The organism is Paraburkholderia sp. GAS206C, from assembly GCF_050435645.1.
Taxonomy (GTDB): domain Bacteria; phylum Pseudomonadota; class Gammaproteobacteria; order Burkholderiales; family Burkholderiaceae; genus Paraburkholderia; species Paraburkholderia phenazinium_B.
Map to the genome: position 1 here is coordinate 151,279 of NZ_JBNDKR010000002.1, position 23,121 is coordinate 174,399.

Below are 23,121 nucleotides of genomic sequence, written 5' to 3' on the forward strand. Positions count from 1 at the left end.
CGAGCCGGATCGCGCAGCCCGCAGGCTCGCTCCGGTAATGGCGGGTGGCGCATCCTGCCGCCCGATGAGAATTCCCTCTTACAGCTCTCTCAACCACCCGGAGTCTCCATGAACGTGACCTTTAGTCTCGGCCCGCTTGTTTCGCTGATCGCCGGCATTCTGATTCTTGTGATGCCGCGCCTCCTGAACTACATCGTCGCGCTCTATCTGATCATCATCGGCATTATCGGGATCTTCGGCGTAGGGGCGTCACACTTCTGATGCATCCGGGTTTTGATTCCGGCGCTCTGTCTGCGTAAGCGATCTGATCTGCGGGTGACCGGGCAAGGCTGCGCCCTGCCTCGGGTTACCTGTGGGGCTTACCGTGGCAATCAACGGGGTTTATCCCTGGCTTCAACCGTGGGCAAGTTGCTCGAGGCGCAGCCTTCCCTGCAGCGACAGGCCACCAACGGCATAATGGCCCTCACCCTTCTGGTAGTGCCTGAAGCAGGCGCGCTCGATCAGGAAGCAAACGGCAGCCTGCATCCCGTTGCGTGAGAGGCCCAGACGGCTGGCATCGAGGGCAAGCATGGAATCGTCAGCGAGTTCGCTGGCGGCCGAGAGAATGGTGATGCAATCGGATTTCGACGGGTTCAGCATGGCTTTCGTCCTCGAAAACAGCGTTTGCGTATGCAATGGACCGACGTACCCGGACCTGCGGCAAGATCCTTGCTCATCTACCGAAAATCCAATTGTAAGCATCGTTATCCCAGAATGCCAAGACGGATTGTCCGCAGGGCTTGCTGAACCAAAGTACATGACGCAGGTCCGGTAATAACAACGTCCCGGCGCGCGCGAGGCGCACGCTTTACGCCTTGCTTACGCCGCTCAAACCGCTTACCCAGTCATCTATGCCCGCTCTTATTGAAGACTATGCTCTCGTCGGCGACGGTCACACCGCCGCCCTGATCTCCCGTGACGGCTCCGTCGACTGGCTCTGCTGGCCACGTTTCGACTCGGGCGCCTGCTTTGCCGCACTCCTTGGTACCGAAAAGAACGGCCGCTGGCTGATCGCGCCGGCCTCTCCAGAGACTGACGGAGCCGAGGAGTCCGAGGAGGCCAAAGGGACCAAAGGGACCGAAGGTTCTGAAGGCGCCGGCAAATCCTCCAGCTCGTCCAGATCCGGCAAACCGGAGACGCCTGCGAAAATCACCCGTCGCTATCGCGGCGAGACGCTGATCCTCGAAACCGATATCGAAACCGCCGACGGCGCGGTCACGGTGATCGACTTCATGCCACCCGGCAACGGTTCATCGGAACTGGTCCGGATCGTGGTGGGCCGCCGTGGCAAGGTGCGCATGAAGATGGAACTGGTGCTGCGCTTCGATTACGGCTTTTCGATTCCGTGGGTCAGCCGTCTGAAGCACGATAGTGGCATCAAGGCAATCGTCGGGCCGGACACCGCCGTGCTGCGCACGCCCGTCGAACTGCACGGCGAGAATATGCACACCGTCGCCGAGTTCACCGTGTCGCCCGGCGAACGGGTGCCGTTCTCACTCGCGTATTCGCCGTCGCATCTGCGTTTGCCTCCCGCCCACGATCCTCACACCGCGCTCGCACGAACCGAGAACCACTGGCGCGAGTGGTCGGCGCGCAACACGATCGAAGGCAAGTACGCCGAGCCGATCCGCCGCTCGCTGATCACGCTGAAGGCGCTCGCCTACGAACCGACTGGCGGCATCGTGGCCGCTCCTACCACCTCGCTACCAGAACACCTGGGGGGCACGCGTAACTGGGATTACCGCTATTGCTGGCTGCGCGATGCCACCATCACGCTGCTGGCCATGATGCGCGGCGGCTACTTCGACGAAGCGCGCGCATGGCGCAGCTGGCTCGCCCGCGTGATGGCGGGAGCGCCCGAACAGTTGCAGATCATGTACGGGATTGCCGGCGAGCGGCGCCTGCCGGAATTCGAAATCGACTGGCTACCCGGCTACCAGGGCGCGAAGCCGGTGCGCGTCGGCAATAACGCAGCCGGCCAGTTGCAACTCGACGTCTACGGCGAAGTGATGAACGCCCTGCATCTGGCGCGGGTGGGCGGCCTGCAGGCCGACGACACCGCCTGGAACGTGCAGTGCGAGATGCTCGAACATCTGGAAACCATCTGGCAAGAGCCCGACGAAGGCATTTGGGAAACGCGCGGTGGCCGCCAACATTTCACCTTTTCAAAGGTGATGGCGTGGGTGGCGTTCGACCGCGCCATCAAGTCCGCGGAAATGTTCGATCTGGACGGTCCGGTTGACCACTGGCGAGCGATTCGCGACCAGATCCACGCCCAGGTCTGCGAGAAAAGCTGGAACCCGACGCTCAACGCGTTCACCCAGGTCTACGGAGGCGACGAGCTCGACGCGAGCGTCCTGCTGATCGCGCAGGTCGGTTTCCTGCCGCCGTCGGACCCGCGTGTGGCGGGCACGGTCGCCGCGACGGAAAAATATCTGATGCGCGACGGCTTTGTGATGCGCTACCGCACCACGGAATTCGACGACGGCTTGCCGCCCGGCGAAGGCACTTTCCTCGCCTGCAGCTTCTGGATGGTGGATAACCTCGCCATGCAGGGCCGCGTGGCCGAAGCTGAAGAGATGTACGAGCGGCTGCTCGGGCTGGCTAATGATGTCGGCCTGCTGGCCGAGGAATACGACCCGGCCGAGAAGCGCCTCGTTGGCAACTTCCCGCAGGCGTTTTCACACGTGGCCCTGGTGCACACTGGCCTGAACCTCATGAAACACGAACAGGAGATGGCGAAGGCGACCGGACAGCCGTCGCATGATGGGGAGTCGCAGAATGCGCCGTCGCCAAATGCGCCGTCTCAAATTGCGGCGGCGCATAACGGCAGCGAGATCGACAAACTTGACCCTGCGGCAACCCCTGATAGCGGCGCAGCAACATCGCCCGTACCATGAGTTAATGACGTTTTAGCTACCAGGAGGCGTCGCATTGCTGCGTTGCACAAAAGTACTTTGTCCGATATCATCAAGCGAGACTCTTGGCCGATAATCAAGCGCCTACAACCACAACGGCCCGCTGCAACGCGAAACGCGTGTTTGCGAAGCCCCATGCGAATCGCCCCAACGCCGGAGCACCCATGCTCTATCAACTGCATGAATTCCAGCGGGCTTTGCTCAGCCCGCTGACCGCCTGGGCCCAGGCCGCGTCGAAATCCTTCGCGAATCCGGCCAGCCCTCTCGCCTATGTCCCGGGCGCCACCCGTCTTTCCGCTGGTTACGAACTGCTCTACCGGCTCGGCAAAGACTACGAAAAACCCGAATTCAACCTGCATCAGATTGTTAAGGATGGTCATAACATCCCAATCATCGAGCAGACCATCATTGAAAAGCCGTTCTGCCGTTTGCTGCGCTTCAAGCGTTTCGCTGACGACAGCGCCGCTGTCAGTCAACTGAAAGACGAGCCGGTGGTCCTGGTGTGCGCGCCGTTGTCCGGCCACCACGCCACGCTGCTGCGCGATACGGTGCGCACCCTGCTGCAAGACCACAAGGTGTACATCACCGACTGGATCGATGCGCGCATGGTGCCGCTCGAAGAGGGCCGATTCCAGCTCGACGATTACGTTGCTTACATTCAGGAATTCATCCGCCACATCGGCGCGAAAGATCTGCACGTCATCTCCGTATGTCAGCCGACCGTGCCGGTGCTGGCTGCCATCTCGCTGATGGCGAGCCGCGGCGAAGACACGCCGCGCACCATGACGATGATGGGCGGCCCGATCGACGCGCGTAAGAGCCCGACCTCGGTGAATTCGCTTGCCACGCAGCACTCGTTCGAATGGTTCGACAACAACGTGATCTACACGGTGCCGCCGAATTATCCGGGCGTAGGACGCAAGGTTTACCCGGGCTTCCTGCAGCACACGGGTTTTGTAGCCATGAATCCGGAGCGCCACGCGGCCTCGCACTGGGATTACTACCAGAGCCTGATGCGCGGCGACGAAGAAGACGCCGAAGCACACCGCCGCTTCTACGACGAGTACAACGCCGTGCTCGACATGGACGCGGAATACTACCTCGACACGATCCGCGTGGTCTTCCAGGAATTCCGCCTCGCCGAAGGCACCTGGGATGTGGCCGGCGAGCGCGTGAGGCCGCAGGACATCAAGAAGACTGCCCTCTTCACGATCGAAGGCGAGCTCGACGACATCTCCGGCGACGGCCAGACGCGCGCCGCGCAGGATCTGTGCAGCGGCATCCCGCCGGCGCACAAGCAGCATTTCACGGCGGAAAAGTGCGGCCACTACGGCATTTTCTCGGGCCGCCGCTGGCGCACCATCATTTATCCGCAGCTGCGCGACTTCATCCTCGCGCACAACAAGGCGCCGAAGACCGCGAAGGAAAAAGTCGAAGCCTGAACACAACGCAGCATGGCGGCCTTGCTGAAACCGGGCCGCCACGTCGAAAGTTGTGTGCGCATCAAATGTGAAGCAACGGCCCCTGCAGGGGCCGTTGTCGTTTGGAAGCGAACCCTGGCGTTTAACGCCTAAGCAGGTACGCGAGCAGCAACTCGGTGTTCATCTGCACGACTTCGCTGCGCTCCGCGGGTGCGCTGAAATCACGGGCGAGCGTTGCTTCCAGCGTGTAGCGGTTCGACACGATGTAGTAGCCCATGCCCGAAAGCGTGACGTAGAAGCGCAACGGGTCGACATTGGTTCGAAACAGGCCTGCTCGCTGACCACGCTCGAGAATGCCACCGAGTGTTGCAACAATCGGCGAGATCATTTCCCGGATGCGCGTGGACTTCTGCATATAGCGCGCTTCATGCAGATTCTCATTATTCACAAGACGCAGCAGCTCCGGATGATCCCGGTAGTAGTCCCACACGAAATGCGCAAGCCGCGTAATGGCCTCGACCGGCGCAATGCCGTTCAATTCCAGCGTGCGTTCCGCCTCGTTTAACGCGCCGAAGGCGTGTTCGAGCACAGCCGTAAATAGCTGCTCCTTGCTACCGAAGTAGTAATAGAGCATGCGTTCATTCGTTTCAGCTCGGCGGGCGATCTGGTCGACGCGTGCGCCGAACAACCCACCATTCGCAAACTCCTCGGCGGCCGCGAGCAGGATACGGCGCCGGGTGCCTTCAGGATCTCTTTTGATTTTGGGCTGATTCATGGTGGCATTATCGTGAGCCGCGTTATCCGGATCGTGCCGCCGGCCTCTCCTCGGGCCTTGCACCGACAGCACTAAACGGGCTGGTTGGGGGACACCCTTCTGCGGTCTTTCGGAAAAGCGCTTTGATTATGGCACATGGTTTGGTAATGGCAATCGGGGAAATCGGCGATAATGAAGCAATTTCCCTAAGCTTGATTGAGTCAGCCAATTCGCGCGGCTCCCGACTGTCGGCAGGCGCCTTTGGCGCCCCGCCGGCCAGTCTTACCGTCTTCACTGTGACCGATTCCATAACACTCGCAGATCGCATCGAAGATCTGCTTCCCCAGACACAATGTACGAAGTGCGGCTACGCAGCATGCCGGCCGTACGCCGAAGCTGTAGCCGTTGGCACAGCGAACTACAACCAGTGCCCGCCAGGCGGCCACGAAGGTGTCGCGCGGCTGGCCGCCCTGCTCGGCAAGCCGGTCATCCCGCTCAATCCCGCTAACGGCATCGAACGGCCGCGGCCGGTTGCCGTCATCGACGAGAGCCTGTGCATCGGTTGCACGCTCTGCATGCAGGCGTGTCCGGTGGACGCGATTCTTGGTGCACCGAAGCAAATGCATACGGTCATCGAGGCGCTGTGCACGGGCTGCGACCTGTGCGTCGCGCCCTGCCCGGTCGACTGCATCGCCATGCTGCCCGTCACCGGTGAGGCGACCGGGTGGGATGCCTGGACATCGGCCGAGGCCAACGCCGCGCGTGAACGTCACGATCGCCGCGAAGCGCGCCTCGCACGCGAACGCGATGCCGCCGAAGCACGCGCAGCGGCCCGCCGTGCCGCGGGTGGTACGTCGGTTAGCGCTGCCGCTCAGGCATCCGCTGACGGGACTGCTGCGTTGACCGGTACGTCCGCACGGGTTACCACCGACGACCCCGAAGCCAAAAAACGCGCGATCATCCAGGCCGCGCTCGAACGCGCGCGCAAGAAAAAGGAAGAGCTCGCCGCAAAAGGCGCCGGTCCGCAAAACGTGGAGCGCGTGAGTGCCGAGGTGCAGGCGCAGATCGACGCTGCCGAAGCGCGCCGCCGGCGCCTCGGTATCGAAGATAACGTTGCATCCGGTAACGAAGCCAATGAACCGACGCAAGCGGCCAAAGCCGACCCGATCGCCCGTACGCCTAAACCCTGACCTATCCGCCCCGGTATGAACGCGAACAAACGCCGCGCCATCTACGAGACGCTTCAGAGCCTCAACCCGCATCCGACAACCGAACTTGAGTACACCACACCGTTCGAACTGCTGATTGCGGTGATGCTGTCGGCGCAAGCTACCGATGTGTCGGTCAACAAGGCGATGCGCAAGATGTTCCCGGTTGCGAACACGCCGCAGAAGATCTTCGATCTGGGCGAGGACGGCGTGGCGGACTACATCAAGACCATCGGGCTCTACCGGACCAAAGCGAAGAACGTCGTCGCGACCTGCCGGATTCTGCTCGACCAGTACGGCGGCGAGGTACCGGACGACCGCGAAGCGCTCGAAAGCCTGCCCGGGGTGGGTCGCAAGACGGCCAATGTGGTGCTGAACACGGCCTTCGGCCATGCAACGATCGCCGTGGATACGCACATCTTTCGGGTTGCGAATCGAACCGGGCTGGCACCGGGCAAGGATGTGCGGGCAGTAGAAGCGGCGCTGGAGAAGTTCACGCCCGCCGAATTCAGGCAGGACGCGCATCACTGGCTGATCCTGCACGGGCGCTATGTCTGCAAGGCGCGGCGGCCTGAATGCTGGCACTGCGTGATCGAGCCGCTGTGCGAATTCAGGCCGAAGACTCCGCCGCCGGATCTGTGAGATAGTCGTATCTCGCACCCCTCACCACCGTTTTCAGTCCACGATGTTCAATCCCAGCCGCGACGAAGTCCGAAGCTTTTTCACCGAGACCTGGCGCAAGCAGCGCGAAGGCACGATCCTGACACCGCTCGAGGCAATCGCCGCCGACTGGATCGTCGAGCACCCCGAATACCACACCGAACTCACGGATGGCGAGGCCGCATCCGCCCAGGACTACTCGCCTGAACGCGGCCAGAGCAACCCGTTTCTGCATCTGTCGATGCATCTGGCGATCAGCGAGCAACTGTCGATCGATCAGCCGCCTGGCATCCGCGCCGCACATGAGCGGCTCGTGGGCCGCCTGGGCTCAACCCACGATGCACAGCACGCCATCATGGAGTGCCTCGGCGAGACGCTCTGGGAGGCGCAACGCACCGGCACACCGCCCGACACGGACGCCTACCTGCAGCGCATCGAGCGCCGCGCGTCGCGCGACTGACGCGGGTCGACTGTCGGGCGTCGACTAACGCGCATCCCGCGTTGGCACGTCGACCGGCACCAGACACGTCATTCAAGCACCTCGTTCAACCGCCCCAAAGCGAAACACCCCGCCAAGGCGGGGTGTTTCCGTTTTCACATCAGCAAAGCACGCCGCGAGGCGCGACGTGCTTACTTCTTCTCGACCAGGTCGCCACTCAGCGACTCGACATACGCCGCGATGTCCTTCATGTCGCTTTGCGACAGACTCTGCACCTGCGCCTGCATGATCGGGTTGTTGCGGCCGAAGTGCGGGTTGCCGTTGCCCATCTGATACTGGCGCAGCGCCCAGTACACGTAGTCGGCATGCTGACCGGCAAGCTTCGGGTATTCCGGGCTAACCGGTTTGTTCAGGTTCACGCCGTGGCAAGCTGCGCAATTGTGCGCATCGGCCAGCACCTTGCCGTTGCCGGCGTCGGCGGCATACGCCACGTTGGCTGCGGCCAGACCGAGCAATGCCGTTGCTGCACAGGCAGCCTTGAACATCGTATGGAGTGCCAGTTGAGGCTTCTTCATGAATTCTCCTATCCCGCGAAAGTAAATAGCCGAGTGACTGGATGGATGACCGCAGCCGATCACTTGTCGGGATTGTTTTTCGAAGCGGAGGTCTGCGCCGCGTAGTACGCAGCAATGTCGGCGATGTCCTGATCCGACAGCGACGTGGCGATGGCGTGCATCGTTTCGAAGCGGCGGTCGCCTTTCTTGTACTCGTGCAGTGCGTTCTCGATGTACGTCTGATTCTGGCCACCGAGGATAGGCACCCGATAGACCTCTGGGTACGCCGTGCGGTAGTCAGGAATGCCGTGGCAGCCAATACACATCGAGACCTTACCCTGGCCCGCCTTGGCGTTGCCGACGATATCCGCTGCCTGCACAGTGGCCGCGTAGCCCGCTAGCACCGACAGCGCTGTGATCACGACGTGTTTGACGACGAATTTATTCATAGCATGTAACCTGGCTTGAGGGGAAACGGGCGCCCGAAAAGGCAACGGCCTGCACCATTATTCTTCTAAGGTTGCCACGCAGGCCAAAAAAATCGGGCTAATTGTACCGCGCCGCTGCGCGGGGCGTCCACAGAGCGGGGAAGCGCCAGCCGGCGGGGCAAAGCGCCCCGCGAGGCACACGCACTAAGGGCAAACCCGCACGAGACAAACCGCCGCACGCGGCCCGCCCACCGGGCCGCGCACCGGTAGCCGGTGCGGGTGACACCATACGACAGCCCGAATCAGGCCAACAGGGCTTCTGACTTATACTGGAATTTTTCCCCGAAAGAGCGTCTCGTCATGCGTTTCGAAGGCTCATCGCAATACGTCGCCACCGACGACCTCAAGCTCGCGGTCAACGCCGCGATGACGCTGCAACGTCCGTTGCTCATCAAAGGCGAACCCGGCACGGGCAAAACCATGCTTGCCGAGGAAGTGGCGGCCGCACTTGGCATGCCGTTGATGCAGTGGCACATCAAGTCCACCACCAAGGCGCAGCAAGGCCTCTACGAATACGATGCGGTGTCGCGCCTGCGCGATTCGCAACTGGGCGACGAGCGCGTCAAGGACATCCGCAACTACATCGTCAAAGGCGTGTTGTGGCAGGCGTTCGAAGCGGACCAGCAGACCGTGCTGCTGATCGACGAGATCGACAAGGCCGACATCGAATTCCCCAACGACCTGCTGCGCGAACTCGACCGCATGGAGTTCTACGTCTACGAGACGCACGAACTGGTGCGCGCGAAGCACCGCCCGCTCGTCATCATTACGTCGAACAACGAGAAGGAACTGCCGGACGCATTCCTGCGCCGCTGCTTCTTCCACTACATCAAGTTCCCGGACCCGGTGACGATGCAGCAGATCGTCGAAGTGCACTTCCCCAACATCAAGAAAGACCTGCTGAGCGCGGCAATGGCGAGCTTTTTCGAACTGCGCAACGTGTCGGGTCTGAAGAAGAAGCCGTCTACCTCAGAACTGCTCGACTGGCTGAAGCTGCTACTCGCCGAAGACATTCCGCCGGAAGCGCTGCGCTCGTCCGATCACAAGCAGATCATTCCGCCGCTGCATGGCGCGCTGCTGAAGAACGAGCAGGACGTGAGCCTGTTCGAACGGCTCATTTTCATGAACCGCAACAACCGTTGAACGGAGTGCGTGCGCCTGAATCACACACGCACGCCTTGCGACGGCGCACCGGCATCCGGGTGCGCTGAAGCGGAGGAAACCGCATGCTGATCGACTTCTTTTACTCATTGCGCGCGGCCAGGCTGCCGGTCTCCGTCAAGGAATACCTGACGCTGCTTGAGGCACTCAAGAGCAACGTGATCGCGCCGTCGCTCGACGAGTTCTACTACCTCGCCCGTCTGACGCTCGTAAAAGACGAGCAGTATTTCGACAAGTTCGACCAGGCCTTTGGCGCCTATTTCAACGGCGTGGCGGCCAAATCCGAACTGGCGCTCGACGTCCCGCTCGACTGGCTGAAAAAGAAGCTGCAGCGCGATCTGTCGCCGGAAGAAAAAGCGCAGATCGAAGCGATGGGCGGCCTCGACAAGCTGATGGAGCGCCTCAAGGAACTGTTCGAGGAGCAGAAGGAGCGCCACGAAGGCGGCAACAAGTGGATCGGCACCGGCGGCACGTCGCCGTTCGGTAACGGCGGTTATAACCCCGAGGGCATCCGCATCGGTGGCGACGCGGCAGGCAACCGCACCGGCGCCAAGGTGTGGGAAGCGCGCGCCTATCGCGATTACGACGATCAGGTGGAAATCGGCACGCGCAACATCAAGGTCGCGCTGCGGCGGCTGCGGCGCTTTGCGCGCGAAGGCGCGGCCGAAGAACTTGACCTGCCCGACACCATCCGCAGCACCGCGGCGAACGCCGGCTGGCTCGATCTGAAGATGGTGCCGGAGCGGCACAACAAGGTGAAAGTGCTGATGCTGCTCGATGTGGGTGGATCGATGGACGACCACATCAAGCGCACCGAGGAACTCTTCTCCGCCGCGAAGGCAGAGTTCAAGCACCTCGAGTTCTATTACTTCCACAATTGCGTGTACGACTTCCTGTGGAAAAACAACCGCCGCCGTCATGCAGAGCGCATGCCCACCTGGGACGTGCTGCACAAGTTCACGCCGGACTACAAGCTGATCTTCGTCGGCGACGCCACGATGAGCCCCTACGAAGTACTGCAGCCAGGCGGCTCGGTGGAATACAACAATCCCGAGGCCGGTGCGGTGTGGCTGCGGCGCCTCGCCGACCATTTCCCGCATCACGCGTGGCTGAATCCCGAGCCGGAAGGGCTGTGGGAATATCGGCAATCGGTATCGGCGATCCGGGAAGTGCTGGGCCATCGGATGTATCCTCTCACCCTCGCCGGTCTGGAGACCGCGATGCGCACCTTAAGCAAGTGACTGACGCAAACCAGCCGCGCCAATAAGCTGCACCCGCCAGACCTTCACCCATAAGAAAACTGAGACCTCCTGTATGAGTTCGCCCTCCTCCCCCGAGCTGTCCCCTCCGACCTCACGGCCCACGCGCCTGCGGCCGTTCGCGGACACATCGCTATCGACGCTCGTGGCCGGCTTTGTCGCGATGATGACGGGCTATACCAGTTCGCTCGTACTGATGTTCCAGGCAGGTCAGGCGGCGCATCTCTCCGATGCGCAGATTTCCTCGTGGATCTGGGCGCTTTCGATCGGCATGGCGCTTTGCACGATCGGCCTGTCGCTGCGCTTTCGCGCGCCGATCGTGATTGCATGGTCGACGCCAGGGGCCGCGCTACTGGTGTCGTCGCTGCCGAACGTGGCATATCCACAGGCGATCGGCGCGTTTATCGTCTGCGCGCTGTTGCTCACGGTGGTGGGTTTGACCGGCTGGTTCGACACGCTGATGAAAAAGATTCCGGCCGGAATCGCCTCGGCGCTGCTGGCCGGCATCCTGTTCGAGATCGGCATCGAAATTTTCCGAGCCGCGCAATTCCAGACCGCGCTGGTGCTGGCGATGTTTTTCACCTACCTCGTCCTCAAGCGCCTCGCGCCCCGCTATGCGATCGTGACGACGCTGGTGGTAGGGACCGCCGTGGCCGGCAGCCTCGGCCTGCTCGACTTCAGCCACTTTCATGTGGCGCTCGCGCAGCCCGTACTGACCATGCCGGCGTTCTCGGCTGCGGCGATCATCAGCATCGGCATTCCGCTGTTCGTCGTCGCCATGGCCTCGCAGAACGTGCCGGGGATTGCCGTCTTGCGCGCCGACGGCTATACGACGCCGTCAGCGCCGTTGATCGCCACCACCGGCATCGCTTCGTTGCTGCTCGCGCCGTTCGGCTCGCACGGCATCAATCTTGCGGCCATTACGGCAGCCATCTGTACCGGCCCAGAGTCCCACGAGGATCGTAACAAGCGTTACACCGCCGCCGTCTGGGCGGGCGTCTTTTATCTGATCGCCGGCATCTTTGGCGCGACAATTGCTGCACTGTTCGCTTCGCTGCCCAAGGCGCTGGTGGTTTCGGTAGCGGCGCTGGCCCTGTTCGGCTCGATCATGAGCGGACTCGCCAACGCCATGCAGGATCTCAAACAGCGCGAGGCCGCGCTCGTCACTTTTATGGTGACCGCCTCCGGCCTGACCCTGCTGTCGATCGGCTCGGCATTTTGGGGCCTGGTGGCAGGCGTGCTCACGCAACTCGTGCTGAATGCGAGGCGGGCCTGAGCGAAAGCTGAGGCCAGGCATGGCGAAGGCTGAAAGGATCGGCAAATGCACATGTAAAAGCCGCAGCGACCGATCCGCCATAGAATAGAAGTATCGGGCGGCATTCCCCGGCCATATCATGAGGAATGCCGCAGCGTGAAATGCTGCAGTCAGGGGCACCGGAGCATCCGCTCCAGTGGCCTTTGCGGCGACCTCCACCTTTTGGACTATTGCGCCTGTGCGCCTAAAGGCTCGACATGACTACCGCACTCGATCAACTCAAGCAATTCACGACCGTCGTCGCCGACACCGGTGACTTCCAGCAACTCGCCCAGTACAAACCGCAGGACGCGACCACCAACCCGTCGCTGATCCTCAAGGCCGTGCAGAAGGCCGACTACCGTCCGCTGCTGGAAAAAACCGTGCGCGATCACGCGTCGAAACCGGTGGGCGCGATCATCGACAATCTGCTGATCGCCTTCGGCACCGAAATCCTCAAGATCATCCCGGGCCGCGTTTCGACCGAGGTCGATGCGCGTCTGTCGTTCGACGTCAAGGCGTCGATCGAGAAGGGTCATGAACTGATCAAGCTGTACGAAGCCGCCGGCATCGGCCGCGAGCGGATCCTGATCAAGCTCGCCTCCACGTGGGAAGGCGTCCGCGCCGCGGAGCAACTGCAAAAGGAAGGCATCCACTGCAACATGACGCTGCTGTTCTCGCTCGCCCAGGCCGCTGCCTGCGCCGAAGCGGGCGCGCAACTGATCTCGCCGTTCGTCGGCCGGATCTACGACTGGTACAAGAAGAACGCCGGCAGCGCATGGGATGAAGCGAAAGACGGCGGCGCGAACGATCCGGGCGTGCAATCGGTGCGGCGCATCTATGCGTACTACAAGAAGTTCGGCTACAAGACCGAGGTGATGGGCGCGAGCTTCCGCACACCGGGTCAGGTCCTCGAACTGGCCGGCTGCGATCTGCTGACCATCAGCCCGGATCTGCTGCAGAAGCTGCGGGACAGCACGGACAAGGTGGAGCGCAAACTGTCGCCGGAACTGGGCCAGAGCGGGAACATCGAACGCGTGCCGGTCGACGAATCGTCCTTCCGTTTCCTCGTCAACGACGAAGCCATGGCTACCGAAAAGCTCGCCGAAGGCATCCGCGCGTTCGCCGCCGATGCGGTCAAGCTGGAAAAGCTGATCGAAGAACTTCGCTAACTGCGTTAAGTACGCCTGAGCCATCCGGCCCTTCTCCAGGGACGGTCAACACGGCTTCGGCGGATTTCACCTGGTTTCACAAACAACGCCACGACAGACGACTACAATCGTTTGTCGTGGCGTTGTTTTGTCTGCCTCGGCAGCGGCTGCGTCGCGCGTGACCACTTTCGCAATCAGTTGCATGGGACAGGGAGACGACCATGGAAATCCAGCCTTACGTATTTTTTGAAGGCCGGTGTGAAGAAGCGCTGAGCTTCTACACCGACAAGCTAGGCGCCGAGTTGCAGTTCAAGATGCACTACAAGGACGCGCCGCCCAATCCCGACCAGACGCCCAATCCGAAATTCGCCGACATGGTCATGCATGCCTCGGTCAAGTTCGGCTCGACCATCCTCATGATGTCCGACGACTGTATGAGCGAAAGCGTCACTCATACCGGTTTCAGGCTGACTCTGACTGGCAACGACCTCGCCCACGCCGAGAAGCTGTACAACGCCCTGGCCGAAGGCGGCAAGGTCGACATGCCGTGGCAGGCCACCTTCTGGACCAAAGGCTTCGGCATGCTGACCGACAAGTTTGGGATCGGCTGGATGGTGATGGCCCCCGAACAACCCAACTGAGCACCCACTGAAAGTACGCGCCTGCCGCTGCCCGCTCAGGTGACCAGACAGCAAGGCGAAGCGACGCCTCACACGGCTCAGCCTGGCTTCGCCGCGGCGACACGGGCGGCCGTGCCGTGCCGCTCGATATTCCAGTTAGGCTCGGTTTCGAGCAGCAAGGCCCGCAAGCGGTCGACCTGCTCGATCATCCGCTCGCCGAGCCAGTATGGCCCCTGCAGTTCCGGAGCGAGGTGCTCAGGCAGCGCACCGCCCGGCACACGGGCCAGCACCACCTGAGGCGCCAGAAAGCGCGCCGCACCGCCGAAACGCAGGCCGCGCGCCATCGCCAGCAGCATGGCGCGCACCGTGCGCGCCTCGGCACTGCATTGCCGGGAGAACGCCGCACGCGCGGCGATGTCCGCGTGCGCCAGCGCGCCGGTCGCCATCATTTCCAGCGCACTCAGCATCGAGCGGTGAACACGCTGGATCTCTTCCAGTTTCGCCTGCGGCACGCCGGTTTCCTTGGCTACCCAAGGCATCAACGGACGAAGCTGCACCAGCCGCGCGTTCAACTCCAGAAACGTCTTGATCTCTTCGTCTGCGTCAAACGGCGCACCGTTCACAAGGTGGGTGTACGTCCGGGCGCAGCCACGCAGATTTTCCGCGAGCCGGTAACGCCATGAGTAAGTCGCATGCAACGGCAGCGCAAACGAGAACGCCAGCGCAATCGCAATACCGATCAGCACGTTCAGCGTGCGCCATAGGCCCGTGTCGATCTGATTGTCGCCATGGCCCGCGACGATGCACATCGTAATCGCCGTCAGCAGTCCGACATACCCTCCCTTGCCAATGGCGTACCACGCACAGATCCCCGCCACGACGGACATCAGCACGTAGGTCAGCCACAGCGAGCCGAGCAGGTTCTGCTGCAGGATCAGCACGAGCCCAATGGTCGCGCCAAGCATCGTGCCGGCCGCCCGCTCGGTGGCCTTTTTACGAATGTTGCCGTGATGCTGCAAGCCGCCGATCACCACCAGCAGCGTCACCGACGACCAGATCCCATGCGGAATATTGATGCCGGTGGAGGCGAGAATCGACACCATCATCGCAAGGCCCACTCGCACGCTATGTAGCAGCTTGGCGTGCCGGTAACGGTAATACGGCGAGGTGATAACCCTGAGGATGCGGCTCGCGCTCGAGCGGCGCGGCATCATGGGATCGCGTTCGGAATCAGAATCGGCAGAGGACATGGTCGCGCGAAATCGGAAGCTGCGATGTAGCTATCCTGCACCAAAATGCAAAACGCCCGCAATTTTTCGTTGCGGGCGCTTTCGGACGATGGCTTCGGAGGATCAGCTTTCGACGACGTCCAGATAGTCTTCCGGGTTGGTGCGATCTTCGGCGTGCTTCATGCCGATGGCGCGCACCAGCAGGCTCACCACCACCGACACCACCAGGTTCACGATCAGCGACCACACCGCCGCGTAGCCGGGAATCGCAAGGCCGAACAGGTGGATCGTGAAGATCGAACCGGCGAGTTTCAGCGAGATCGCCATCCACGTCCCGGTTGCAATACCGACGGCCCACCCGAGCAGCAGGCCGCGATAGTCGAGCATGCGCGTGTAGAGACCCAGCACGATCGACGGCAGCGTCTGGATGATCCAGATGCCGCCCAGCAACTGCAACTGGATCGCATACGTGAGCGGCAAGCCGAGAATGAACGCCACCGCGCCCACCTTGACGAGCAGCGAAACCAGCTTGGCAATGTTGGTTTCCTGCTCACCCGTCATATGGCGGTTGATGAACTCCTTGTGGATATTGCGTGTGTACAGATTGGCCGCCGCAATCGACATGATCGCCGCCGGCACCAGAGCGCCGATACCGATCGCCGCGAACGCCACCCCGACGAACCACGCCGGGAAGAAATGCAGGAACAGCGCCGGCACCGCGAAGTTCGGGCCGAAGGCCTTGAAGTACGGGGCGAATTCCGGCATGTCCTTCACGCCCGCCGCCAGCGCCATGAAGCCGAGCAGCGCGAGCAGGCCGAGCACCAGCGAATAGGCCGGCAGCATCGCCATATTGCGGCGGATCGTGTTGCCCGATTTCGAGGACAGCACCGCCGTAATCGAGTGCGGGTAGAGGAACAGCGCCAGCGCCGAGCCGACCGCCAGCGTGGCATAAGCGCTGTAGCCGTTCAGGTTCGACACGTCAGGCGCCTTCAACAGCAGCTTGGCCGGCGGCACCGCGGCGAAGATGTGCCCGAAGCCGCCTAGTTGCGGCGGAATCACGATTACCGCAGCTGCGATCGTGACGTAGATCAACACGTCTTTGACCACCGCGATCATGGCCGGCGCACGCAATCCCGACGTGTACGTGTAGGCCGCCAGAATCGCGAAGGCGATGATGAGCGGCAGATCGCCGACAAATCCGCTGGTGTCGAAACCGAGCGCGCCGATCACCACCTCGATACCGACCAGCTGCAACGCGATATACGGCATGGTGGCGACGATACCGGTCAAGGCGACTGCCAGTGCAAGCATTCGGCTGCCATAGCGCGCGTTGACGAAGTCCGCGGACGTCACGTAGCCGTGACGTTTCGCAATGCTCCACAGCTTCGGGAACACGACGAAAGCAAACGGATAGATCAGGATCGTGTAAGGCAGTGCGAAGAAGCCGGTCGCGCCCGCGCCGAACACAAGCGCCGGCACCGCGACGAAGGTGTAGGCGGTGTACAGGTCGCCGCCCAGCAGGAACCACGTCACGATGGTACCGAAGCGCCGGCCGCCGAGGCCCCACTCTTCGAGATGCGCGAGATCGCCGCGCCGCCAGTGAGCCGCGATAAAGCCGAGAATCGTGACGCCGATGAAGAACAGGACAAAGACAAAGGTGGCGACGGGATTCATTGAACGCCCCCTTGCGAGCTATCCGGTGCGCGCCGCTTGGTCTTGAAGTAGACGAGCGCCGTGATGACCGCGCTGATCAGCACCCACAGCAGCTGATACCAGTAGAAGAACGGGAAATCGAACAGCTGCGGTTCAACCTTGTTATATGACGGCACCCAGATCATCGCGATCCAGGGAAGCAACAGCAACCAGAGCCAGCGCTTGCTGGCTCTGTTGGCGTCGGCGTCGTGAGCCATGACGTCTCCTCTTTCCTTTTATTGACTTGCGTCCCGTGGTTGACGGGCAATGAACCCCATACCGGAGAAGCCACGGGCGACCCGAAAGCAATGAAAGAGTATAGGAGTCGCAAAGGTACGGTCAAGCCGGGGCGACCCCGACGCAACGCCTGCTTGCCTCATCCGCCTAAATTGAGAACGACCCGCCGTGTTGCCCGGTCGATTCCCGCAGACCCTTGATCCACTGACGCGCGGGCAAGCCGAGTTCGGCTTCAATCAGCCTGGCGCGCGCTTCGAGTGTCGTGAACGGCACATCAAGTGCCGGGCCCGAAAACGCAATCGCCACGCGGTTGCCGTCATGCACTTCGGGCAGCGCGACCACACGGCCATCGAAGGCCTCGTTCATACGTTTCATGTTGCGCACGAAGCTCGGATGATCCCCGAACAGGTTCACCGTTACGAGGCCCGCGTCCGTCAGACACGCACGCACCGCGCGATAGAACGCCACGCTGTCGAGCACCGGACCGCGTGCTGTCGCATCGTAGACGTCGATCTGCAGCGCGCCGATGGTGCCGTGGTTCGTGCGATCGTTGACGAAGTCCCACGCATCGGTTTCATGCACGGTAAGACGGGCATCGTCGGACGGCAGCTGGAACATCGTGCGCGCGGCGATTACCACGGCCGGATTCAGTTCGACCGCTTCGACGTTCGAGCTCTTCAGGAAGCGATACGCAAACTTGGTCAGCGCCGCCGCGCCCAGCCCAAGTTGTACGATACGCTTCGGCGCTTCGAGGAACAGCAGCCAGGCCATCATCTGCTGCGCGTATTCGAGTTCGATGTGATCGGGCTTGCGCAGACGCATCGCGCCCTGCACCCACTCCGTGCCGAAATGCAGATAGCGCACGCCGCTTTCCTCCGAGAACGTCACCGGGGCAAAACGCGGCTTGCGTGGCGCTTCGATTTGCGGCGCGTCATCAAGGTCTTCGTCGCGTTGCGCGCGCTTGCCTGTCCGCAAAGTTTTCTGCCGGGTGGCGACCGATTCGGCTTCCCGGTTGCGGAATGCACGGGCCTCGGCCGAAGCGCGCTTGATCAGTTTCGTCATGTGAGGATGTCGCGCCAGAGACGCAATATTTTGGTCGAACGAGAGCATAGCATTCGCAGCACCCGAATTTCTTTTCCATGTACCCTGTTTGCAGAGCGTGTGCGGCCAGTTCGCAATCTGCTTTCCCGCACGCTATCCGGCCTTTACATTACTTGAAACTTTATTTCGCCGCGCCGTCATCGAAGCCTGATACGGTCGTCAGGACAGACTCACACCACCACAAAGGATCCTCGAGTATGAGCAACATCCACTTCATTGGCGGAGAAAAAGGCGGCGTGGGCAAATCGCTCGTCGCGCGCGTGCTGGCGCAGTACTTCATCGACACCAACGTGCCGTTTCTGGGCTTCGACACCGACCGCTCGCATGGCGCGTTGCTGCGCTTCTATGGCGATTACGCAGCGCCCGCGGTGCTGGACCGGCATGACAGCCTCGATCCCGTGATGGAAGCCGCACTCGAAGATCCGCAGCGGCGCATTCTGGTGGACCTCGCCGCCCAGACACAACAGCCGCTCGCCAAATGGCTCGACGATTCAGACGTGCTAACCGTGGCCGAAGAAAGTGGCCTCACGCTGACGTGGTGGCATGTGATGGATAGCGGCCGCGATTCGGTCGATCTGCTGCGGCAATGGCTCGACCAGTTCGGCGGGCGTCTCAAGCTGGTGATCGTTCTGAACGAAGTGCGTGGCGATCGCTTCGAGATTCTGGAAGCATCCGGCGAACGCGCACGGGCCGAGGCATTGGGCGCCAGCGTGATCACCCTGCGTCATCTGCCCGATACGACCATGCAGAAGATCGATCAGCAGAGCACGAGCTTTTGGGCCGCGGTCAATCATCCGGACCGCGCCGCTACAGGGCTTGGTCTGCTGGAGCGGCAACGCGTGAAGATATGGCTGCAGCGCGTGTATGGCGAGTTGGCGAAACTCGGGGTGTAGGCTAGGTGCGGCCGGCTAGGTACGACCGCTCTGCACGACCTTGGGCGAGGACGGCTCGACCAGCCAGCCGCGCAACGCTTCCCATGCCTTGAGCTTGTCCGTATAAGGCACGGTGTAGGCGGGGCTGCTCGAAGGAAGGCTGATGAACTCCACCTTGCCGGCTGCGCCGAGTAGTGCTCGCATGCCGAGTCGCGCAGCCGTGCCGCCGTTGAACGCGACCGCAACGAGATGAGGCAGCGATTCAACGAGTGCCGTCAGGTCGTTGCTGGCATGGTTGCGGATCCGGCTATCAAGGCTTCCCTCGCGCTGCGCCTCCGCGACGACGTCCCAGAGACCGACGCGATGACGCAGCAGCGTCTGCAGACGCGCGAGGTAATCGAGGCTGTGAACCTCCTCGCCAATCACGTCGCCGATCAGATGCCAGAAGCGGTTCTGCTTGTGCGCGTAGTACTGCGATTGCGCAAGCGAGACTTCGCCCGGCAGACTACCTAGAACCAGGACTCTCGTATTGGCATCCACGACGGGAGGAAAGCAGCGCTTTTGCGTCGTCATGCAAGCTACCCCTTGCGGGTTTCGCGCTGCACCGGATGGGCACGCGACGCGGTGTGCTCAAGCGGCCGGCCGTGTTCGCGCACGTGGGTGCGCTGCGGTTCATGCCCAGACAATTCGGCCTTGGAAGACACCAGATGTGTCCACAAGGCGGGCAACATGCACTCGGTGACCATCAGCGGCGCGCCATGGCGCTCGAACACCGAGCGGCGCGCAACCAGCGCCTGCGGATGCCGATGCCCCTCACCAATCTCGCGCGCAGCCAGCCGATACAGCGGATGACGCGCTGTGAGCCTGCGGCTCACTAGCGCCGAACGCGCGACGCTGCTATCGCTGTAGAGCAGTTCGGCCAGCGGCCGCGTGCGCAACTTGCGCATGGCCTGCCAGACGCCAACGCTCGCGGCCAGTGGCGCAATGCTATGCGCCGCGACGAACGGCGTACCGTCCACTGACAACACCACCTCACGGACCCACACCGGTGCGCGGCACTCGACGCCAAGTGCGTCGCACTCATCGGCCCATGGCAGCGCCACCGCTTCGCGTGTGACCCGCACCGCAACGGCGCCGAGCGTGCGCAGATGCGCGGTGAGCGAGCCACCGCGGGTGAGCCAGTCTTTCTGGTCCCGGCTGAAACCGGGTAAGGGCGCGACGCGCCAATGGGCGTCAGCGGCATTGAAACGGATAGCCATGGTGTCGGATTATAACGGCGCCGTGTAGGGATACGCCTTTCAGCGCGCAGCTTACAAGGTTCCCCACCACCTCGCTTCCAGACTGACCTGCGTCAACCCATCTCCGGCTTTCGGACTGTTCCGATTCTCCGTTCACCGCCCCGCACGATAAAAGATCGCTGCGTTACGAAGTCGGCGGTCCGCTCTTCCATGTGTCGCGGACGCGCCATGTGATCAGATACCAAAGGAGAAGACTAGAGATGAGAAGATTCCTGAGTGCAAGCGCGTGCGCCATGGCCGCGCTGGTTTTGGCCGGTTGCGCCGCGCCGCTGGATCGGGCCAAAGAGACATCGTTGAATCAGGCTGTGGGCATCGAGGTGAAACCGGTTGCCGGCGGCGTCTCCGTCAAACTGCCTGAGACTGCGCTGTTCGACTTCGGCAAGTCGGAGATACGTCCCGACGCGGCTGCAGTCATCAACCGTTCGGCGGTCTTGCTCAATCGCAGCAAGAAGCCGATCCTCGTCGAAGGGTACACCGACAACGTCGGCACGCTCGAGTACAACCAGCAACTGTCGGAAGCACGCGCCACAGCGGTGGGTTATGCGCTGGTGGCACGCGGCGTGGCCACGGAGCGCATCCGCACCAAGGGCAACGCCTACAACAATCCCGTAGCCAGCAACGATACGCCTGAGGGACGCGCGCTGAACCGGCGCACCGAGATCCTCGTGCATGGCGAGACAATGGATACGTTGATGGGACGCTAGGCAGCGAGCTCCTCGCGCGCTACGTTGATGGCGTCCCTGAAGCAGTGGACGCTGTTCAATGCGTGGGCCAACCGCTCGAGCGCATCGGCGTGCTGGTATGGCTGTATCGACTGGTTTGTCTGATGTGCTGCCAGATAGGTGTCAGCGCGAGCAATCAGCGTGTCGAGTTCTTCCATGCTCCACCATCGTTCGCAAGCGTGCCGCCACCCGCTCGACCACCGTCGCCCACGCGCCAGGTTCGGGCTGCCTGTAGAGCTGAACCGAGTCGTACCAGGGCTGCGTTTCCGCGTTGCCCCAGCACCAGTGCGAGACATGATCGAGCATTGCCAGTACCGGACGGCCTAACGAGCCGCCCAGATGCAACGGCGCACTGTCGACAGTCACCACAGCATCGAGTGCAGCGACAAGTGCGGCAACGTCATCGAAGCCAGCCTCGTAGCGCCCAGTGAGATCACGCACGCGATAGCCCTGCGCTGTCATGGCTGCTACATCTGCACTCAGCCCCGGCGTGAGCGGATAGAACACGACGCCCGGCAGCGCGAGAACCGGCGCCAGTGATGCAAGAGGAATCGAACGCTTTGCGTCGCGGCGGTGCGTCGGACTGCCGGACCAGACGAGCCCAACGTGCAGCAAGGGCGAAGGCGCATCGTCCACCCTCACCTTCTTCTGCCAATGCGCCAGTCGCTGCGGATCCGCCTGCAAGTAAGCCCCACCGCGCACCTGGTCCAGTTGCAAACCGAGCGTGAGCGGCAAGCTCATCATCGGCAAACCGAAGTCGGGCTTGCCGAGCGGACCCTCTTCGATCGAAACGCAATCGGCATAAAAACGCCGGAACAACGGCGCGAGCGCCCGCCGCACTGCCAGCACCAACCGGCCGCCTTCGTCGTGTACGCGCGCTGCCAGCTCCGGGAGAAACCGCACCATCTGGATATCGTCGCCATTGCCCTGCTCGCTATGCACGACGAGCGTCTTGCCCGCGAGCGGTTCGCCACGCCAGCGCGGACACAGGTTCGCCATCAAGGCAACGATGTTGTTCACCTCACGATCGTCGCGTTTCAAGCGCGCTTCGAAACGCGGCCACGCTGCCGACCAGTCGCCTCGGCGCAACTCCAGGTCGGCCAGATCGACGGCAGGCAAGGCGGCATCCGGGTCCAGCGCAAGCGAGGCATGTAGCATTGCTTCACTTTCATCGTAGCGCGCCTGCTCGGCGAGGTACTGACCAATGGCGGCGAGAACGGCCGCATTGCCGGGCGCTGCCGCATCGACTGCGCGCATCGTCGCCTCGGCGCCGGCGGCGTCGTTGCGCTGCCATTGCGCGTGACTCAGTTGCCAGGAGATTTCCGCGTCGGCAGGGTGCTTCGCGAGTACCTCACGACACACACGTTCGACCGTGTCCCAATCGCGAATCTCGCGATACGCCAGCGCCAGTTGCAACGGCAGCGCGGGATGAATCGCCGGATCGAGCGCATAGGCTCGCAAGAGCGCCTCGCGTCGCTCCGCACTCGCCACAGGACCCGGCATCGACGAGAGCGCAATAGCGAGCCACCAGGGCGCACGCCCATCTTGAGGCGCATGCCGGCCGTAAGCACGCAGCATATGCGCTGCCGCCGAATGCGCCTGGCACGAGTCGATCAGCCACGCAATCCATTGGATCGACGCCTCAACGGATTGCGCCCCCACCGCCAGTTCGCTGTAGCGCTTTGCGACATCTTGCTTGCCGAGCGCATCGGCAAACAGCGCGAGCCGCGCATAGCGGCCGCCACTGAGGGTTTCGCCGCCGGACAGCGAGGCGCTGTGATATGCCTGCTCGAATTGCCCGGCGCTCGCGCACAGGTCCGCGTGAATCTGCGGTGTCACACCGTCTTGCGCCAGCGCGACTGCGCGATGCTGAGCAGCGTCGAAACCCAGCTCGCAAAGGGCGGACCACACGAGATAAACGGGATCATCCAGCGTGACTGCGTTTGTTTCGGACATGGAAGAAATTGAAGAAGGTGACGATGAGACCTCGGGCCGTCACACACA

The 23,121-nt window shown here is 62.3% G+C and carries 25 protein-coding genes; 13 read left to right on the forward strand and 12 right to left on the reverse strand.

Annotated features, from left to right (window positions below; all coding sequences use genetic code 11):
* Positions 1-108 precede the first annotated feature (108 nt).
* Entirely contained in the window at positions 109-261 is a 153-nt protein-coding gene (locus P3T20_RS05050) for a DUF3096 domain-containing protein (RefSeq protein WP_074265391.1), read from the forward strand.
* Between the two features lie 132 nt (positions 262-393).
* On the opposite strand, the gene P3T20_RS05055 is transcribed toward P3T20_RS05050, so the two are convergent.
* Positions 394-639 (reverse strand): hypothetical protein, encoded by a 246-nt coding sequence (locus P3T20_RS05055; protein WP_074266160.1) that lies wholly within the window; start codon positions 637-639, stop codon positions 394-396.
* Positions 640-890: 251 nt separating this feature from the next.
* On the opposite strand from P3T20_RS05055, the gene P3T20_RS05060 reads away from it, so the two are divergent.
* A complete protein-coding gene (locus P3T20_RS05060) occupies positions 891-2,939 on the forward strand; it encodes a glycoside hydrolase family 15 protein (RefSeq protein WP_074265392.1) in 2,049 nt (682 codons plus the stop codon).
* Between the two features lie 182 nt (positions 2,940-3,121).
* A complete protein-coding gene (locus P3T20_RS05065) occupies positions 3,122-4,399 on the forward strand; it encodes a polyhydroxyalkanoate depolymerase (RefSeq protein ID WP_074265393.1) in 1,278 nt (425 codons plus the stop codon).
* 121 nt (positions 4,400-4,520) lie between these two features.
* On the opposite strand, the gene P3T20_RS05070 is transcribed toward P3T20_RS05065, so the two are convergent.
* On the reverse strand, positions 4,521-5,153 hold the full coding sequence (locus tag P3T20_RS05070) for a TetR/AcrR family transcriptional regulator (protein WP_074265394.1): 633 nt from the start codon (positions 5,151-5,153) through the stop codon (positions 4,521-4,523).
* Between the two features lie 275 nt (positions 5,154-5,428).
* On the opposite strand from P3T20_RS05070, the gene rsxB reads away from it, so the two are divergent.
* Genes rsxB through P3T20_RS05085 form a run of 3 tightly spaced genes read left to right on the forward strand, consistent with a single transcriptional unit; the run spans position 5,429 to position 7,460 of the window.
* Entirely contained in the window at positions 5,429-6,322 is an 894-nt protein-coding gene (rsxB, locus tag P3T20_RS05075) for an electron transport complex subunit RsxB (protein ID WP_074266161.1), read from the forward strand.
* Between the two features lie 15 nt (positions 6,323-6,337).
* Positions 6,338-6,982, forward strand: coding sequence for an endonuclease III (gene nth, locus P3T20_RS05080; RefSeq protein WP_074265395.1), 645 nt, complete (start codon positions 6,338-6,340; stop codon positions 6,980-6,982).
* A 43-nt stretch (positions 6,983-7,025) separates the two neighbouring features.
* Complete coding sequence (locus tag P3T20_RS05085; RefSeq protein WP_074265396.1) at positions 7,026-7,460, forward strand: DUF1841 family protein; 435 nt, start codon at positions 7,026-7,028, stop codon at positions 7,458-7,460.
* A gap of 170 nt (positions 7,461-7,630) precedes the next feature.
* Here the strand turns inward: P3T20_RS05085 and P3T20_RS05090 are convergent, their stop codons facing one another.
* The gene (locus P3T20_RS05090; RefSeq protein ID WP_074265397.1) at positions 7,631-8,014 is read right to left on the reverse strand and encodes a c-type cytochrome; all 384 of its coding nucleotides are present in this window, start codon (positions 8,012-8,014) and stop codon (positions 7,631-7,633) included.
* Positions 8,015-8,073: 59 nt separating this feature from the next.
* Positions 8,074-8,442 (reverse strand): c-type cytochrome, encoded by a 369-nt coding sequence (locus P3T20_RS05095; protein ID WP_074265398.1) that lies wholly within the window; start codon positions 8,440-8,442, stop codon positions 8,074-8,076.
* Positions 8,443-8,781: 339 nt separating this feature from the next.
* On the opposite strand from P3T20_RS05095, the gene P3T20_RS05100 reads away from it, so the two are divergent.
* The 5 genes from P3T20_RS05100 to P3T20_RS05120 all read left to right on the forward strand — a co-directional run bounded on the left by P3T20_RS05100 (position 8,782) and on the right by P3T20_RS05120 (position 13,987).
* A complete protein-coding gene (locus P3T20_RS05100) occupies positions 8,782-9,624 on the forward strand; it encodes an AAA family ATPase (protein WP_074265399.1) in 843 nt (280 codons plus the stop codon).
* 83 nt (positions 9,625-9,707) lie between these two features.
* A complete protein-coding gene (locus P3T20_RS05105) occupies positions 9,708-10,883 on the forward strand; it encodes a vWA domain-containing protein (protein ID WP_074265400.1) in 1,176 nt (391 codons plus the stop codon).
* Positions 10,884-10,956: 73 nt separating this feature from the next.
* The gene (locus P3T20_RS05110) at positions 10,957-12,177 is read left to right on the forward strand and encodes a benzoate/H(+) symporter BenE family transporter (RefSeq protein ID WP_429286263.1); all 1,221 of its coding nucleotides are present in this window, start codon (positions 10,957-10,959) and stop codon (positions 12,175-12,177) included.
* Between the two features lie 236 nt (positions 12,178-12,413).
* Positions 12,414-13,367 (forward strand): transaldolase, encoded by a 954-nt coding sequence (tal, locus tag P3T20_RS05115; protein ID WP_429286264.1) that lies wholly within the window; start codon positions 12,414-12,416, stop codon positions 13,365-13,367.
* A gap of 200 nt (positions 13,368-13,567) precedes the next feature.
* The gene (locus tag P3T20_RS05120) at positions 13,568-13,987 is read left to right on the forward strand and encodes a VOC family protein (protein ID WP_074265403.1); all 420 of its coding nucleotides are present in this window, start codon (positions 13,568-13,570) and stop codon (positions 13,985-13,987) included.
* Positions 13,988-14,064: 77 nt separating this feature from the next.
* Here the strand turns inward: P3T20_RS05120 and P3T20_RS05125 are convergent, their stop codons facing one another.
* The 4 genes from P3T20_RS05125 to P3T20_RS05140 form a co-directional block, all read right to left on the reverse strand.
* On the reverse strand, positions 14,065-15,216 hold the full coding sequence (locus tag P3T20_RS05125; RefSeq protein ID WP_083611454.1) for an FUSC family protein: 1,152 nt from the start codon (positions 15,214-15,216) through the stop codon (positions 14,065-14,067).
* Positions 15,217-15,318: 102 nt separating this feature from the next.
* Positions 15,319-16,869, reverse strand: coding sequence for a monocarboxylate uptake permease MctP (mctP, locus tag P3T20_RS05130; protein WP_074265404.1), 1,551 nt, complete (start codon positions 16,867-16,869; stop codon positions 15,319-15,321).
* The gene (locus P3T20_RS05135; RefSeq protein ID WP_074265405.1) at positions 16,866-17,105 is read right to left on the reverse strand and encodes a DUF3311 domain-containing protein; all 240 of its coding nucleotides are present in this window, start codon (positions 17,103-17,105) and stop codon (positions 16,866-16,868) included. The genes mctP and P3T20_RS05135 overlap by 4 nt, the downstream gene beginning before the upstream one ends.
* Positions 17,106-17,271: 166 nt before the next feature.
* Positions 17,272-18,186: a spermidine synthase gene (locus P3T20_RS05140; RefSeq protein ID WP_074266163.1), complete on the reverse strand. Its 915-nt coding sequence runs from the start codon at positions 18,184-18,186 to the stop codon at positions 17,272-17,274.
* 236 nt (positions 18,187-18,422) lie between these two features.
* Between P3T20_RS05140 and P3T20_RS05145 the strand changes: the two genes are divergently transcribed.
* Positions 18,423-19,118, forward strand: coding sequence for a mobilization protein (locus P3T20_RS05145; protein ID WP_074265406.1), 696 nt, complete (start codon positions 18,423-18,425; stop codon positions 19,116-19,118).
* Between the two features lie 15 nt (positions 19,119-19,133).
* Here P3T20_RS05145 and P3T20_RS05150 read toward each other — a convergent pair whose 3' ends face one another.
* Both P3T20_RS05150 and P3T20_RS05155 read right to left on the reverse strand, forming a co-directional pair.
* Positions 19,134-19,670, reverse strand: coding sequence for a DNA-deoxyinosine glycosylase (locus P3T20_RS05150; RefSeq protein WP_074265407.1), 537 nt, complete (start codon positions 19,668-19,670; stop codon positions 19,134-19,136).
* 5 nt (positions 19,671-19,675) lie between these two features.
* Entirely contained in the window at positions 19,676-20,356 is a 681-nt protein-coding gene (locus P3T20_RS05155) for a chorismate--pyruvate lyase family protein (RefSeq protein WP_429286265.1), read from the reverse strand.
* 239 nt (positions 20,357-20,595) lie between these two features.
* On the opposite strand from P3T20_RS05155, the gene P3T20_RS05160 reads away from it, so the two are divergent.
* Complete coding sequence (locus P3T20_RS05160; protein WP_074265409.1) at positions 20,596-21,099, forward strand: OmpA family protein; 504 nt, start codon at positions 20,596-20,598, stop codon at positions 21,097-21,099.
* Here P3T20_RS05160 and P3T20_RS05165 read toward each other — a convergent pair.
* Together P3T20_RS05165 and P3T20_RS05170 are read right to left on the reverse strand one after the other, a co-directional pair.
* Positions 21,096-21,275 carry a hypothetical protein gene (locus tag P3T20_RS05165; protein WP_074265410.1) on the reverse strand — a complete coding sequence of 60 codons (180 nt, stop codon included), beginning with the start codon at positions 21,273-21,275 and terminating at the stop codon, positions 21,096-21,098. The two genes, P3T20_RS05160 and P3T20_RS05165, sit on opposite strands and share 4 nt — an antisense overlap.
* Positions 21,241-23,073 carry a tetratricopeptide repeat protein gene (locus P3T20_RS05170; RefSeq protein ID WP_074265411.1) on the reverse strand — a complete coding sequence of 611 codons (1,833 nt, stop codon included), beginning with the start codon at positions 23,071-23,073 and terminating at the stop codon, positions 21,241-21,243. The genes P3T20_RS05165 and P3T20_RS05170 overlap by 35 nt, the downstream gene beginning before the upstream one ends.
* Between the last annotated feature and the right edge of the window lie 48 nt (positions 23,074-23,121).